This is a genomic window from Lacticaseibacillus paracasei subsp. paracasei (assembly GCF_000829035.1).
Classification (GTDB): Bacteria; Bacillota; Bacilli; order Lactobacillales; family Lactobacillaceae; genus Lacticaseibacillus; species Lacticaseibacillus paracasei.
The window spans coordinates 2,117,270-2,132,397 of sequence record NZ_AP012541.1 but is presented as its reverse complement, the minus strand read 5'-3'; the positions used below and the strand labels follow the sequence as shown (position 1 = coordinate 2,132,397).

Below are 15,128 nucleotides of genomic sequence, written 5' to 3'. Positions count from 1 at the left end.
AATAAACTGAAAGGGAGTCCTCTATGTCCCCAATCGACACCATCAACCGCGTCATCAACATGGTTTCACTAGTCATCCTGCTCTTTTACATCGTTAAGACTTACCGACAAGTCCGCTCGTTGGACTTTTTGGACTACTTTGTCCTTTATTTGAAGCATCGCCAGACGATTTATGCCGAGATGCAGCGGAATCCGCAGATGCGGCAGAAACAGTTGTTGTCGTTGTTTGTTAGTCTCATGATCCTGACCTTTTGGGTGATTGGTAGTCTTGAGAAACTGATGACGGCTTGGAATTTGGGAAACTTGATCAATGCTTTGATCGTGTTGTGGTTGTTTGGCTACTTTCTTTACCAGACTTGGCAAACTAAATATCTGAATGAACAGAATCGTTATCTGACGTTTGCTAATCATTTTCAACAGCAACATTTTAACGATGTGATGGCGATCTTTCAGCGGAAATTAACGGCGTGGTCAGCGGAGGATGATGAAGATGCGCAGGCGCGGGAACGGTTTCAGCGGTTGTTCGATCAGGTCAGTGAGCAGGCGAGGCGGCAACGTAAGGCCGCGATGTTGAGTGATGATATGTATGCCTTATTTGATGATCAACTGTTGCTTCGGGCTGACAGTAAGCCGTTGACTGGTCGTGAGAAGAAGTTGCTGAGTTATTATGTCGGGTATTGGGATGCTGGGCCTTACAACGACTATAGTTTGAGCATGATAGAGGAGATGGATGACCAAGAGCGGCGAATTGTGACGAAGGTGCTTAACGTCACGATGGCGATGATGGGATTGGGTTTGGTGTTACTGGCAATTCGACAAATATTGGGCTGAAAAGCGCGTGCATGGTCTGAATGTGGCGGCGTGGCGACTAACTTTCGGATGCCGGATATCATGTCAATTGGATTAGGTGGCGACTCGATCGTTCGCCAGCAGCAAGATGGCAGTGTCACGGTGGGTCCCGATTCCGTTGGCTACAAGATTACGGATGAAGCATTGACGTTTGGTGGTAACATTATCACCGCCACTGACATTGCGGTTCGTTTGGGTTTGTCGGATGTCGGCGATCCCCAACTGACCAAGCAAATTTCGCTGAAGTTCGCTCAGGCGGCTTTGCAAACGATCAGCGACATGATCGCCGTGGCGATTGATAAAATGAAGACGAGTGCTGAGCCGGCAACAGTGATCCTTGTCGGTGGCGGTGTCATCATTGCACCGCATCGGTTGGAAGGGGTCGGCAAACTAGTTCGTGACCCATTGGGCGGTGTGGCAAACGAGATTGGTGCGTCCATCAGTCAGGTTTCGGGTGAATACGGCCGAATTTATCCATACAACCAGATTCCGCGCGACAAGGCGATGGCTGATGCAAAGGAGAAAGCTACTGCCGCAGCAATTGAATCTGGCGCGGATGAAACGACGATTGAAGTCGTTGAAGTTGATGAGGTACCGCTGGCTTATCATCCTGAGAATGCGAATCGGGTGAAGATTAAGGTGGTTGGGAATTTGGCGAAATGAAAAAGCAAACCTGATGATGATAATACCCATCATCGAAATTTGTAGACTGTTATTGGTGACCGGAATAAGTTTTCAGACATTAGCTTGGAATAACATATAAAACGAAAAAACGACGGCCAGTTTTGGACGCCGTTTTGTTCATTTCCTCAGGCTGATAGGCTTGGTGATGATCATGCGTTCTGGAAAACATGACAATCTTGATGCCACACCCAATTCCTGCTGTGGTAAACTTGACCTTGTTAACAGGAAGCAGGAGTTTGCATGGCAGCAGTTTGATCGAAGACTGCAGTTGCCGCGTTTGATGGAAAGAGGGAGAGATCGGTGAAAGTCATTGCGATTGGAGACAATGTCGTTGATCTTTATCCGGCTGATAAGCAGATGTATCTTGGCGGTCATGCAGCGAATACGGCGGTTTTTGCCGCCGAACTCGGCTTGCAGGCAGCCTATATCGGGACGTTCGGGAATGATGCGCGTGGCGATTTTGCGCGGCGCATGTTGGTCGAACGCGGCGTAGATGTGCAGCATTCGCTACAATATGCCGGTCGAAATGCTTTTACAACGATCACAGGCAAAGACGGGGCACGGCGTAAAGTGGTCGGCGAGCCGCCACAAGAGCTGCGACTTGACCCAGAGGACATTGCCTATATCAATAGTTTCGATCTGGTCTATCTGAATAGTGAAAGTCATGCGGATGCTTTTCTGCAGGCTATCACAGCGCGCAAGGTTTATGACTTTTCGATCCTTGACGATGACAAACTGTTTAAAAAGATTGCGCCACAGATTGATCTCGCCTATCTTTCTGGCAAAGCACGGTCTGATGATGATGTGGAGGCATTGATGCGCCGGGTTGCGGCGGCTGGTTGCGATCGGATTGTTTGTTCACGCGGATTGCGTGGTTCGGCGGCGCTGGTCGACGGCATGATGTCTTGGCAGCAGGCGCTTGGCGTGAAGGCGGTGGATTCGTTGGGAGCAGGGGATGCTTATATTACGTCCTTTGCTGCGACCTTGTATTCTTCTAGCAAGCCAACATTGGATGCCAAAGTTTCGGAATCATTAAGTCATGCGGCTAAATTCGCTTCGGCGCAGGTTTTGTTGCCCGGTTCATTTGGGCATGGCGCACCACTGATTTCGTGAAAATTGCGCTGTGTTTCGCCATAAACGCGCTTGCCAGCCCAGAAACCTGCGCATAAGGGCCGTGGTCGCAATGGTCAAAAACCAACCATCACGCCAAGGCCGCTTATGCTCCGGTTTCTATCCGGGCTGGTTCGGGCTTCGTCATAACGCGCTTGCCAGCCCAGAAACCTGTGCATAAGGACCGTGGTCGCAATGGTCAAAAACCAACCATCACGCCCAAGGCCGCATATGCTCCGGTTTCTACCCGGGCTGGTTCGCGCTCACGAAAAAACCGTCGATCATAAAATCGACGGTTTCTTTGATGCTTTTTGATAGACCAAGTCGGCAACCCATTTCGGGAACTTTGAAAAGATCGGTACTGTGGGTTTTGGATCGCTGACCGTGCGCGTGAACGATCAGCAATGCCGGTAACATCAAATTGGGATTTGAACATGTTCCGATTTTTTAGCGCTTCTGTTTGTGCTCTGATGTTGCTGGTTGCCGTGTCGCGACTTGGTTATCAAAGCTGACAGTTGCAAGTCAACCTTGAGCAAGACATTAACTTTGGTTCTTTTTCATGCGGCATCACCGTCTCCCCCAAGACAATGGTGATGCCGCATGTGTAGAGATGAAAATTCATAAGAGAGATGAAAGACTTGTAGATTCAATACGATATGGTGCGTGAATGATTGCCGATCCAAACGACGTGGGTACCCGCGCTGATTTTTAATTGTGACCGAACAGTCTTCTGGTGATGTCCTGACATGAATCAACTCCCTTCCGGCAAGTACAACCAGAAAAGTCGAAAACCATCAACCTCGCGCCACCGTTACTGTGCAGTAGCTGGTGCAGCTGGCTGACCAGGTGTCAATGTAAAGGTGATGATACCGGAATAGCTTTCAGCCTTAACAGCGTTGTCCTCAGGAATTGCCAACGTTGTTTTGTTCAGATCATAACTGCTAATGCCGGCACCGTTTAGCGATTTGGTCGTAGCGAATAATGGTTGATCTGAATCCGTCAACGTTACCGCTTTACTCCAAGTCGGGGCATCAGCATTCGTCACTGCTGGGGCATCCGGCGTTAGTTCGATGGCCGCGCCTGGCAGAACATCGCCATTAGCGGCTGTGATCGCAGACGCTTTGGCCGACACCGTATACCCGGCGTCCGTACCGCGGAAGTCATTGATCGTTAATAATGAGTTGTCAGCGGAATTAACCGTCTCGTTGACATTGGCTCTAACAATCCCTTCGACAGGCTCACTTGGAAAAGTCAGTGTGTCAGGCACTGCAAGGTCGATTGTGCCACCTGTCACTGCGACTGTCGTATTTGTCGTGCCAACGGTATTGTCCGCAGCTACAAGCGATGAACCGGTTGCAATACTCCCCACAACGAGACCGGCAAACGCGACACCGCTCAACCACAATTTCTTTGACATAAAAGTTCCCCCCAATTGATGTCAAATCGTTCCATTCGCTGGAACAACTTTAATTGTACGCGAATGGTTGCGAGAGCCAACAAAAACGAATTGAGTGAGCAAGCAAAATTTATTTAATCGCTTATTAATAGGCTTTACATGGAAACCCGCTTTCAAATTCACGAGATCACAAAGCTAAAAATAACTTTTTGTCTCGTTTTAAGGTAAATAAATGCCGATTTGTGAGACTTAAATTGCCGGTCTAAGCTTCAACCCCAAAAATATCAAAAGAATGATAGTAGTAAAAGTCGATGCTAATGGGACGCTCGAGATCACTCAAAAGTCAATGTTAGCAGCAAGTCAGCCACCTTTTTGAGGGTTAGCTAATCAATATTTGCAACCAACCACCATACCGGTTAAGCTTATTTGAAGAAAAGAGGCCGATCATGGCAGATACACACGCAACATCAAGCGAGGCACAACGCATCATTAAACTTCCTAATGGCGGCACAGCTGAGGGGATCTTGCTGCATCGCGGCATGGCCAATCTGCAGCACGAGGTTGATAGTGCAGATTTTGCGCCGCAGACAAAGGTTTATTTAGCATGGCTGAATGATCTGAATGGCAATCGATTTGGCTTGAAAATCACGGATGCGGCAGATAAAACATTGTTGCGCCACACCCAGTTTTTGGACGATGCAGTCAAAGAGTTGGCATACGCTGATGCGCCAGCAAATGCTGAGCTGACACCGGACGATTTCAACCCGGCGCGAAAATTTTATCTACCATCTGCCGGCTTGGTCGCACTGCTGGCGGCCATTCAGTGGTCAGTGAAGCACGGGCGAGAAGATGTCGTTGTTTACAGTACGCATCGCCCAGAATTGCAGTTTTATCAGATCCGGCAGCAACCGACCTTTATCCAACAGTGGGCTCAGCATGAGTTGCAAGCCGTACCGGAGGATTTTCGATTTCGGATTGCACCGAAGCTCGACAAGGCTGCGACACACGAGACAACGAAACTAAGAATGCAACTATAAAGTTTTTGTCGGTGATTGTTTTTTGAGAGGAGGGGCGCACATGGCTAATCAGGAACAAGTTTATGAAAATGTTGATCTGCAAGTGATCAAGTTGCTGTTTAATAGCGATAACGGTGATTATAAAGTTTACGCCGTGCGGATTCTGAATCCGAATCCGGCGCTTAAAATGACGCTCACCCAAGAGGCAACCATTACCGGTGATATGGGCTACTACAATCGCCGAGCGATCATCACCGCTGATTTGGTTTACGATGATGCTGGCTCATTGCGTTATAACAAGCCGTCTTACAAATTGGCGCGGTTGCATTTTGGCTTGCCCAAAGAACCGCGCCGGCAGTGGCAGCTGATTGACACGTTACTGGTGCATCAGCCGACAGTTCGGCGCCGATTGCATGAACATTTTGCGGATGATACCCCGATCTTGACAATTTTTTCAACCGATCAGGTAAAACCGAATAGTGTCCCGGGCATTGGTCCCGCCACAATTAAGAAAATCGCTACCGCCATCCGCGGCAAACTGGAAATTGCCGTGTTGGCCAATCACTGGGGCAAGGCACTAAGCTCAATGACTTATGAAAAAATTTGGTTGGCTTATAAAGATGCCAATTTGGCCATGCAAAGTATTGATGCCAATCCGTACCTGTTGATGTCAGTTGCCCAGCTTGATTTCAAGAAAGTCGACACCTTTGCTAAAATGCGTGGCATTGCAGCGAATGATCCGCATCGGCTTACGGCAGGATTGCAATATATTTTTCGCACCGCTGTACTCACGCAAGGATTGACCTATATCACCATTACGTGGTTCCGGCAGCAAGCCGCTACTTTATTGGCTGTACGCGAAGCCGATTTGAAAATGTTTGCTGATCCGCAAGAAGCCTTGCAATACGGCTTTTTACTTAACGAGCAGTATGGACTTGTGACGAGTTGCGATATGTTTGCCACAGAAGGATCGGTGGCGCGGATTATTAAAGTCGCTCAAAAAACAGCCGAGCCGTTGATGGCTCCGGATGAGCTAGATGATGCTCTCGATCAGTTTCTCGATCGGTTTCATTTAACCATTAATGATCAACAGCGCGCCGCTTTTCAAAATGTGAACCGTCATGGCTTGAGCGTTTTGAATGGCAGTGCTGGCACCGGTAAAACTTGGTTGACCGATTTGCTGGTTCGGTTTTTTAACGCCCAAGCAAAAGAGAAAAGTGTCTTGCTTGCACCAACTGGCCGCGCCGCCAAAGTTTTGGCAAAGTATACGCACGAGCCAGCTGCTACGATTCATGCTTATCTGCATCTACTGCCAGGTGAAGAAACCGGCCAGTTTGACGCGGATGCCGACTGGGAAACCTTTGGCGATGCGCGACTCATTGTGGTGGATGAAAGCTCAATGCTGACAACGCCGCTAGCCTACACGGTTTTGAAGAACGTTAATTTCAAAAAGGCGCATGTGCTGTTTGTCGGTGATGTTTTCCAACTGCCGCCCATCGGTCCCGGCAACTTTTTAAAAGATTGTCTAGACGATGAACAGGTGGCGGCGACAACACTGACGCGCGTTTATCGGCAAGATAGCCAGTCCGGCGTGTTAGCACTAGCTAATCGCATTCGTGAGCGGTTAGCGCTGCCTTTTGGACCAGACGATGATCGCTATGTCAGCGGCAACGTGGCGCTGTATAACCAACGCAATGCTGGCCGGGTGTTTGATGCTGGGGTGAAGGCGTATCAGGATGCGCTGGTCAAAAGTGGTCAGCAGATTGATGCGCAATTGTTGATCGTGAATAAAAACATCGGCGCAACTGGCCGCTTGCGATTTAATGCTGAGTTGCAAGCGTTGGTCAACCCGGCTAAAAATGGCGAACCGGAGTATATCAGCAGTTACGTGGACCCGGTCACTAATCAAAAACATCACTTGCGCCTCAATGATCGGGTCATGATTTTGAAAAACGACAAACATGTCCCGCTTGTTGATCCGAAAACATGGCAACGGCGTGCAGTGCTGGGCGAAAATGGCTTGCAACAGACCGATGATTTTGGCACTAAACGTTGGCGTGAGACAATTGTGGCAAACGGCGACACAGGGGTGGTAGCCCATATTGATACCAAACGCCATTTTGTTGTGGTCCAAATCGGCCAGCAATATTGTTACTACAGTTTTGGCAGCGTGCCGCGCGATTTGACGTTGGCTTATGCGATTACGGTGCATAAGGCCCAAGGTGGGCAGGCAGATACCGTTATTGCCATTGTCAACGGCGCCGACATGATGCTCAACGCCCAAAGCTTTTATACGGCGTTGACGCGCACCCAGCAGCAATTCATCTTTTTTGGTGACTTTCGGGTGCTCTTAGCCCGCACCAAAATCTATCCCATCGACGCTCGCCATGATTTGCTTGGTAGTTTTCTATCCGGCCAACTGACAGTCGATACGTTCAGCCGCTATACCTTTGATCAGGTCTTGGCTTGGCTGGATAAGCGGCACGCTGAACGCTTATCCACGCGACCCGCGCTGGAAGCAGAGGAAGTCAAACCAAGCGAGCAACCATTTGCCGTTCGTTATGCGGAACAACTGGACATCTTGGATCAGATTGTCGATGAGGTTGCTCAATTGCCGGCTAGAAAACCTGCTCGGGATGTTTGATAGATAAAAAAGACAATCTAAAACTGAGTCCTGAATTTCAGATAAAGTCCCTGATTTGTCAAATTTCGAATGATTCGGAATGACAATTGGGCAAAGAATCTTCTGCCGTGCCAAACTCCGCAATCTCCGGCCAGCTGGGGCTTGCGACGCGGAGCTAGAGCGGAGACGGCGCTTCGAGCCCGCAAACCCCGCGGCCTCGAAGTCGCCTAACAACATCAGCGACAAATCCCAGTCGCTGTGTTGTTTGCACGGCTGATCCCCATCTGGCCTGCGATTGCTCCGCCTTGGCACTAAGATCTTTAAAATCTCAATAAATCATCAGTAAGAAAAAAACAGGCGAGTAATCTTTTCGTATTTCGAAAAAGTTACTCGCCTGTTTGCAGGTTGTGAATGATGGTCAATCTGGTTCTTACGATTAGTCGAAGGGTTGGAACTTGAGGGGAAACTTAGGATTTGTCGTGCCATTTTAAATTTGCGGACCACTAGCCTTGACCCAATACGTGCGGCCATCTGCGGTTCGATCGAGAAAGCCGTATTCAATCAAATTACGCCGGACAGTGACATAATCCTCAACGTGCTGCTTAAGGATTTCATTGACCGCGGTTTCCGAGTAGTTCTTTTGAGGATCGAAGCCTTTGAAAATTTCCGACAAAATAATGAGCTTGCGTTTCTCTTTTGATGGCCAATTCGTCACGCGACCATCAGCGTCCATGAAACTTTTGAGTGTCTTGGTTCGTTCCTCAGGCGTGATCGCATATCGATCATCGATCATTTTTGCACCGTCGTGAGGGATGATCATCGCGTCTGGCATCGCTAGCAGCGTCATGGCGGCGAGAAATTGTTGTGCCTGTTGCGCCTTTTCACGGAACTTAAAGCGGTAGTTGCGGATGGTGGAAGGCGAGACTTTGAGACGTTGCGCGATGACAGTATCACTGAGTCCTTGGGCGAACAATTGTAAAACTGTCTGTTGACTGGATGACACCCCAAGTTGACCAGCGGGTTGTGCCACTAACGCTGCAAGCGCGCCATGATGGACTTGGGCGACATGCTGACGGATCATGGCTTCAGCTGTGAAAAAATGGCCATCTTGCGGATAGACTTCATCCGCAGCAAATGTGACCGGACAGTAGCGGCATTGGTAATGATGATCTTTGAGCCGATAACCGTGCGTTAGCTCTGAATTTTCGCAAACAAAATTGTTTGAAGTTTCCATATAAACAAACCTTTCTAATATTCGTTTATATATTAACTTGGATTTTGCGAAACTGCAAGTTTTGAGCTCGCTGATGAGTTTTTACCTGCACAGAAGCGTTTTTTGACACATGCGATGAGTTTAATGGTGGGGCTTGAGCGCGAGGCCGCGTACGCAAAAAAACTGACTCAAACTGTCAATGATGGCTGATTCTTCACATCATTACCGGCCAAAGGAGACTGGGTCGGTCATGGTGATACTCATCAAAGGCAATTTGGGCCAGCTTTTTATAAAGACTCACTTCGCGATGAACACCAGTTGTGTTGCTGTTGAAAGGTGAGCATTGAAACGATAAGTCGGGAAATCAAAATTTTTCAAATCAGCCGCCTTGGTTAACCGATGGCTGGCGGCAAAACGAATCATTTCACCACGGGCCATTTTGGCATAAGTGGCACGGGTTTTTAGTTGACCGTTAACGCGATGGGCGAAACGAACATCTATGAATTGATCTTTTGCTTGCAAGTAGGGGCGAATGGCTTTGGCATATTCGTCAGAGGCGAGGTTGATGATGGGGCCGGGCATTCTGGCTAAAGCCTGATAAAGGCGGTTGCCCCAAAAGTCATATAGATTGCGATGATGAGGCAGAGGTAAGTGATTTTGCATTTCTAAGCGATAAGGCACAACGCCATCGAATGGGCGCAAAATGCCATACAGTCCTGACAAAATCCGAAGATGTTGCTGGATATACACCAGACCGGCGTCGTCTAGCAAGTCCGGGGCCATGTATTGGTATTGAATGCCAGAATAGCTGAAGATGGCCGGCGACTGTTGGCGAGTCAGGTCACTTTGCTGCAGTTGATTGTAGGCGGTTTGCGTGAGTTTGTCACTGGTATGCCACAGCGCCTGCGCTTCAGAAAAGGTCAATTGTTGCATCAGCAGTAACAGTTTGCCAGCTTGGGCACGGAATTTGGGCTGGCTTTGGACCGGGAAATCGTCTTGAGTGCGGATCATTTTCTTTGCGGGAGCGATGATAAATTTCATGCGAGCGAAACTCACTTTCTAATGGCTGAGATTAAACGGTCATGCTTGAACAACAAGATGGTCTAACTTTGCGTGGTTATTTGATCAAGCGTTGGTGCTGCGGTGGGTTGCGGAAGGTTGGTTACTGCCGTTAACTCCATGAGCGTTGCCGAAAAATCACCATGGGCAAGTGGCAAGGTAACACCGGCGTGGTTCAGTTCTAACCCGGTGGCATTTTTTGTGTTGTCGATTTGATAAGACAATCTTGGGTCCAAGTAATGCAGCAGTACATGTTGATAATGGGGAATCGGCGAAGTGACACCGACTGAAGTCAAGACCAGTGCCTTGGTTTTGGAGGCGTTGGTGATCAGCCAACAAACCTCGTCTTGATTAACATGGCTAGGTCGTAACCGAAAAAGCAAACCATTCTGCAATTCTTTGCGATTCGCTTTGTAAAAGGCAAAACTGGCCTTGACCGCCGCGGCTTCAGCGGGACTGAGCTGACTCGGCGGGCATTCGATGCCAGTGATGCCAACCAGACTTAACAGTGCGCGGGTATGCAAGGGCGTTAACCGCGCATCTTGTAGATTCGGGGAGGCGGTGAAATGCGAGACAAAAATTTTGAGCGGGAAAAACAGCGAGAAGCCGTTCATAATTTTCATGCGGTAAACCGGGTCAGTAAAATCGCTGGTCCATGTTTGGTCGGTGTAGGAGATCATCCCGCCATCTAAACGACCACCGCCGGACGAACAATTTTCGATGAGTAGCTTTGGAAAAGTGTCGCGTAACGTTTTCAAAACCCGGTATAAGCCGCGGGTATAGCGATAGCCGACTTCACCTTGTTGATCAGGTGGTAGCACCGGACTGCCAGGTTGACTGAAGTGGCGGTTATAGTCCCACTTGAGGTAGTCAATGTGATTATCGCGCACGAGGTTAGTTAGAACTGTGATCAAGTGATCCTGCACAATCCGCTGACTGAGATCGAGAATAAGCTGATTGCGAGAACGCAAAGGCTTTTGGCCGACATATTGCATGGCCCAGTCAGGGTGGGTGGCATAGAGCTCACTATTTTCGCTGATCATTTCGGGTTCGACCCAAAGTCCAAAAGCAAGGCCGCGAGCGTGAATTGCGTCAGCCACCGGGCGCAAACCATGTGGAAATTTAACGGGATCGGGTACCCAGTCGCCAAGTTGGCCAGCATCGTTAGGCCGATTTTTGAACCAGCCATCATCAATGACCAGTAACTCAACTCCTAACTCTTCCGCTTTGGGAATCTCGGCAAGAATTTTGGCTTCGCTAACGTCAAAATAAGTGGTTTCCCACGTGTTGTATTCAATTAAGTTTTTGCGCGGCAATGGCATGACATGATCGGCGAAAAAGCGATGGAAAATTCGACTGAGATCATTTAAGCCATCGTTGGTGTAAGCGACGGCTGCTTCCGGCGTGACAAATGGCTTGCCGGGCTTGAGTTGCCAAGCAAAGAGCTCCGGATTCAGTCCCATCACGAGCCGGCTGTTGTCAAACTGATCGACTTGCGCCGTATAGTTAAAATTGCCGCTCCACAAAATCGTGACGCCTAAAGCTTCCCCAGCAAATTCATTGGTCGCTGGCGCTGCAAGAATCGTCGCCGGGACACCTTGCGGCCCACTGGCGCCATAATTACTGCCGATTGACTTTTTGCCGGGGGTCAGCGGCTGGCGGGTCACTTTGGCCTCATTGAGATGAGCACCGGTCAGCGTAATGAGGTCATAAGCGTGGTCGTCAAAATCCAGTTGAAGGCTGGCGGCATGAGTAATCGTCAGTGTCGTGTCTGTCAGATTACGATACTCAACTTGTTTGAGCAAGACAGGCAAATCGCCGACAATCGTGTATTTGAGCCTGACAGCAAGCGTCTGGGTTTCATCGTGCATCGTTATGATCAGCGTTTGCCCGTGCGGTGTCCGCGCTGTCGGCAAGGTACCGTTAAAGCTTTCATTGCCAGCAAGGATTTGATAGTGGTCAAACTTGAGATTACCAATCAGCTGACCGTGACCGTTACGCACGGCGTAAGCTGGCGTACGGTAATCGCCACCCATCAATGTGCTATATTCCAGCGGCAAGGTCGTCAGTGAGTAAGGTGCGGCATCATTTTGAATGTTAAAAGCATGACTGAAGTCTTCAAGTTTGGCGGTACCGGAAAAATGATCCAGCGCCGGTCCGCAGTATCGTTTAACAAGATAACCGCGAATAACCTGAATGACATAGCTAAAGGTGTCGTTGTGCAAATGAAACAATTGACGTTCCGGATCATATTCAATATTTGCCATAAAGTTTACCCCCATGATGGAAAGCGCGAGCGGGTTTCTGAGACTGCGAGCGCGTTATGGTGACTGGTTTCAATCTATTATAAGCGAATGGTTGTCGAACTGCTTGCGATATTGAGGTAGGTTTTCTTTTCTTACGGCGGCTGTTTGAACACCCTTAGTCCGAGCTGGCTCCGCGGCGATTCGGGGTGGCGACCGCGAAGCTAGAGTGGTGGGCACGACTTCAAGCCCGCAAAGCCCGCGGTCTTGAAGCTCGGCCTTGGTCTAAGCGGAGAAAACCACTCCGCTAAGACCAACGTCACCACTGAGCCCATCGCCGCTCCGCCGGCTCTCTGCATTCTGTCCCAGAACTTGAACCCGATTGCTTATAATTTTCCAGGTACAAGGACTACTTTTTCCACATCGAAAGTCGAATTCAAGAGCGGCTTCTTATTAATATATGGACACGAAAAAAATACTTCTCACGGCAGAAAGAAAGAGCTGGCGGAGCGGCGGCGGGCTCAGCACTGAAATTTTCCTTAAGCGGGTGGTTTTCCCGCTTTAGGAAAAGGCCGAGCTTTGAGACAGCGCGCCGGGTTTGGGCGTTGGCTCAAAGTCGTGCCCAGTGCGTTCCAGCCCAGCCGCCGCGGAGCCAGCTCGTACTACCGGTGTTCCACCAGCCGCTGCAAGAAAAAACCGACCTCCTGTTTTGCTTATAAAAATTATAAATAATAACTACTATTATCTTTGACCCGCGAACCAGCACTTCCGTAAAATTTTAATTGTAATAAAGAATGACTGCGACATTATCAAAAAATATTTGAGGGGAGTGCATCTTTATGAATGCATTTATTGGATGGCTGAATCGGCATGTGGTGCCGATCGCGGCTAAGATTGGATCAATTCGGTGGTTAGTTGCTTTGCGTGACGCGTTTATTGCGATCATGCCAGCGATGATGGCCGGCGCAGTTTCGACAGTCTTGAACGTTTTAATTCGCGATATTCCGACCCAGTTCAAGTGGATGGGCATTGTTGATTCAATGCAATGGCTGATCGGCATTAATGCGATGGTTTGGACCGGCACACTGGCGATTCTAGGCTTGCTGTTTGCCTTCACGTTCGGCTATCAATTAGCAGTCCAGTACCAAGTTGAGCCGGTGACTGGCGGGATTGTGGTACTAGGCGCATTCATCATGAGTTTACCGCAGAATTTCACAGTCGCTTTAAGCAGTGCACTTGGTAAAGGCGCTACAAAGTTGATTACCGATGCTGGTGGGGTCGTTGATGGCAAGAACATCAGCATGTGGGGCTACTTCAACTTTGGCAAGTTCTTTGGTTCCTATGGCTTCTTCACTGTCATGATCATGGGCGGCATCGCCATGACCTTATACATCTGGCTCATGAAAAAGAATGTCACGATTAAGATGCCAGAGGCGGTGCCGCCTGCTATTGCGAAGGCGTTTACCGGGATCATTCCAGCAACGGCTGCGTTGTATTTAGCCGGTGTGATCAACTATCTGATTAGCTTAAACAAAACAACGGTGATCGAATTTATTGCTACCTTAATTCAGGAACCATTGCTGAATATGTCGCAAGGTTTCTGGGCAGTCTTACTGATGACACTGTTGGTGCAAATCTTCTGGTTCTTCGGTCTGCACGGGACCAATGTGCTCGGACCGGTGTTGGATTCCATTTGGTTGACCGCGCAAATTGCTAACATGAATGCGTTCATGAAAGGTGAAGCGTTACCGTTTGTCTGGACGCGAAACGCATTTGATCTGTATGCATGGATTGGCGGCGCCGGCAGTACCTTGCTGCTGCTGATTGCCATCCTCCTGTTTTCAAAACGAGACGATCAACGTACCGTGGCAAAATTATCAATTGCCCCAGGCTGCTTCAATGTGAATGAACCTGTGATGTTCGGGTTGCCGATCGTGCTGGATCCGATTTACTTCATCCCATTCATTTTGGCGCCAGTGGTCATGGTCTCAATCGCTTATGGCGCCCACATCCTCGGCTGGGTATCGCCAGTTAAGAATCAAATCGTCTGGTCAATGCCACCGTTTGTCAACTCGCTGATTGCAACCATGGACTGGCGCGCACCGATTCTACAGGCAGTCAATATGGTCATCGGGTTCTTGATCTATGTGCCATTCGTCAAAGCGGCCAACAAACTGGACCCTGAGTTGACCGTTGACGAACCGGTGATGAAAAAAGAAAAACGCGTGAAGGAGACAGGCAAGCTGGAAGGTGATGCTGTTTGAAAAATGTGACAGCAAACTTGATCTTGCTCAATCTCAGTATGGCCATCGTGATGTTCAGTCCGTTATTGCCAGCACCATGGCAGATCGTTGGCTGCGGCATCGGCATTGGTTTAACGATTGTGTTCGTCCGTCGCTATGTTCAGTTGATCAAGGCACAAAAGCAGGAGGGGCGCGATGAAGATCACCATGAATCTGCCGGTTGAGCCGGCGGTCTTTTTCAAACAGTTACAGCTCTCGGCATTGGCAGACATTCGCACGCATACCGGCCGGGAACCTTTACCGGGAAGTTTGCGCGGGTTTAGCTATGCTAAAAAATGGCCGAATGGTCGGCAGGCGCGGCTGCAGATTACCGACATGGAGCCGAACAAAGTCTATGCTTATACATTGGCAACGCCGCAAGACGACTTTCGCGTTAGCTATCGCATAGTGCCACTTGCATCGGGAAAAAGTCGGTTGGAATATGAAGAATCCTTAGTCGCAAAAACGGCGCGCGGCACGGCCAACAATCGGGTGAGCGGCCTACTGATGGGCTGGTTTCGGAAACGCCGATTCAAGAAAATGGCCTTGAAGATGTGTCAATCTTAAAAAAGTTGCCTTTAGAGGTGACACCCCATGTGTATCGGCACGGAGCACGAAGCAAGCAATACAAGACAGTGAAACAAAAAACAATGA

The 15,128-nt window shown here is 49.1% G+C and carries 11 protein-coding genes and 1 pseudogene; 8 read left to right on the top strand and 4 right to left on the bottom strand.

Annotated elements, in window-relative coordinates; translation table 11 throughout:
* Positions 1 to 23 precede the first annotated feature (23 nt).
* The 3 genes and pseudogenes from LBPC_RS10520 (at position 24) to LBPC_RS10510 (ending at position 2,645) form a co-directional block, all read left to right on the top strand.
* Positions 24 to 830 (top strand): hypothetical protein, encoded by an 807-nt coding sequence (locus tag LBPC_RS10520; RefSeq protein ID WP_003662031.1) that lies wholly within the window; start codon positions 24 to 26, stop codon positions 828 to 830.
* Positions 831 to 854: 24 nt separating this feature from the next.
* Positions 855 to 1,511, top strand: a pseudogene (locus tag LBPC_RS10515) (hydantoinase/oxoprolinase family protein); the annotation flags it as partial.
* 321 nt (positions 1,512 to 1,832) lie between these two features.
* The gene (locus LBPC_RS10510) at positions 1,833 to 2,645 is read left to right on the top strand and encodes a PfkB family carbohydrate kinase (RefSeq protein WP_003607260.1); all 813 of its coding nucleotides are present in this window, start codon (positions 1,833 to 1,835) and stop codon (positions 2,643 to 2,645) included.
* Between the two features lie 808 nt (positions 2,646 to 3,453).
* Here the strand turns inward: LBPC_RS10510 and LBPC_RS10500 are convergent.
* Entirely contained in the window at positions 3,454 to 4,059 is a 606-nt protein-coding gene (locus LBPC_RS10500) for a WxL domain-containing protein (RefSeq protein ID WP_003662037.1), read from the bottom strand.
* A 425-nt stretch (positions 4,060 to 4,484) separates the two neighbouring features.
* Here LBPC_RS10500 and LBPC_RS10495 point away from each other — a divergent pair, with 425 nt between their 5' ends.
* Together LBPC_RS10495 and LBPC_RS10490 are read left to right on the top strand one after the other, a co-directional pair.
* Positions 4,485 to 5,075 carry a hypothetical protein gene (locus LBPC_RS10495; protein ID WP_003662038.1) on the top strand — a complete coding sequence of 197 codons (591 nt, stop codon included), beginning with the start codon at positions 4,485 to 4,487 and terminating at the stop codon, positions 5,073 to 5,075.
* A gap of 40 nt (positions 5,076 to 5,115) precedes the next feature.
* Positions 5,116 to 7,698 carry an ATP-dependent DNA helicase gene (locus tag LBPC_RS10490; protein WP_003662039.1) on the top strand — a complete coding sequence of 861 codons (2,583 nt, stop codon included), beginning with the start codon at positions 5,116 to 5,118 and terminating at the stop codon, positions 7,696 to 7,698.
* 466 nt (positions 7,699 to 8,164) lie between these two features.
* Here the strand turns inward: LBPC_RS10490 and LBPC_RS10485 are convergent, their stop codons facing one another.
* From LBPC_RS10485 to LBPC_RS10475, 3 genes are all read right to left on the bottom strand, one after another.
* Entirely contained in the window at positions 8,165 to 8,911 is a 747-nt protein-coding gene (locus tag LBPC_RS10485) for a DUF2087 domain-containing protein (RefSeq protein ID WP_003662040.1), read from the bottom strand.
* A gap of 276 nt (positions 8,912 to 9,187) precedes the next feature.
* Positions 9,188 to 9,931, bottom strand: coding sequence for a peroxide stress protein YaaA (yaaA, locus tag LBPC_RS10480; protein ID WP_003662041.1), 744 nt, complete (start codon positions 9,929 to 9,931; stop codon positions 9,188 to 9,190).
* Between the two features lie 62 nt (positions 9,932 to 9,993).
* Positions 9,994 to 12,216 carry an alpha-galactosidase gene (locus LBPC_RS10475; protein WP_016377497.1) on the bottom strand — a complete coding sequence of 741 codons (2,223 nt, stop codon included), beginning with the start codon at positions 12,214 to 12,216 and terminating at the stop codon, positions 9,994 to 9,996.
* Between the two features lie 815 nt (positions 12,217 to 13,031).
* Between LBPC_RS10475 and LBPC_RS10470 the strand changes: the two genes are divergently transcribed.
* From LBPC_RS10470 to LBPC_RS10460, 3 genes are read left to right on the top strand one after another with little or no spacing between them, the layout of a single operon-like run.
* On the top strand, positions 13,032 to 14,456 hold the full coding sequence (locus LBPC_RS10470; protein ID WP_003566732.1) for a PTS sugar transporter subunit IIC: 1,425 nt from the start codon (positions 13,032 to 13,034) through the stop codon (positions 14,454 to 14,456).
* Entirely contained in the window at positions 14,453 to 14,659 is a 207-nt protein-coding gene (locus tag LBPC_RS10465) for a hypothetical protein (RefSeq protein WP_003566730.1), read from the top strand. The genes LBPC_RS10470 and LBPC_RS10465 overlap by 4 nt, the downstream gene beginning before the upstream one ends.
* A complete protein-coding gene (locus LBPC_RS10460; protein WP_016363973.1) occupies positions 14,631 to 15,041 on the top strand; it encodes a DUF3284 domain-containing protein in 411 nt (136 codons plus the stop codon). The genes LBPC_RS10465 and LBPC_RS10460 overlap by 29 nt, the downstream gene beginning before the upstream one ends.
* Positions 15,042 to 15,128 lie beyond the last annotated feature (87 nt).

Excerpts from the sequence above, each read along its gene's own strand:
- LBPC_RS10490 (WP_003662039.1), top strand. The coding sequence starts at position 5,116 with ATGGCTAATCAGGAACAAGTTTATGAAAATGTTGATCTGCAAGTGATC.
- LBPC_RS10495 (WP_003662038.1), top strand. The coding sequence starts at position 4,485 with ATGGCAGATACACACGCAACATCAAGCGAGGCACAACGCATCATTAAA.
- LBPC_RS10475 (WP_016377497.1), bottom strand. The coding sequence starts at position 12,216 with ATGGCAAATATTGAATATGATCCGGAACGTCAATTGTTTCATTTGCAC.
- LBPC_RS10460 (WP_016363973.1), top strand. The coding sequence starts at position 14,631 with ATGAAGATCACCATGAATCTGCCGGTTGAGCCGGCGGTCTTTTTCAAA.
- yaaA (WP_003662041.1), bottom strand. The coding sequence starts at position 9,931 with ATGAAATTTATCATCGCTCCCGCAAAGAAAATGATCCGCACTCAAGAC.
- LBPC_RS10470 (WP_003566732.1), top strand. The coding sequence starts at position 13,032 with ATGAATGCATTTATTGGATGGCTGAATCGGCATGTGGTGCCGATCGCG.
- LBPC_RS10520 (WP_003662031.1), top strand. The coding sequence starts at position 24 with ATGTCCCCAATCGACACCATCAACCGCGTCATCAACATGGTTTCACTA.
- LBPC_RS10485 (WP_003662040.1), bottom strand. The coding sequence starts at position 8,911 with ATGGAAACTTCAAACAATTTTGTTTGCGAAAATTCAGAGCTAACGCAC.
- LBPC_RS10500 (WP_003662037.1), bottom strand. The coding sequence starts at position 4,059 with ATGTCAAAGAAATTGTGGTTGAGCGGTGTCGCGTTTGCCGGTCTCGTT.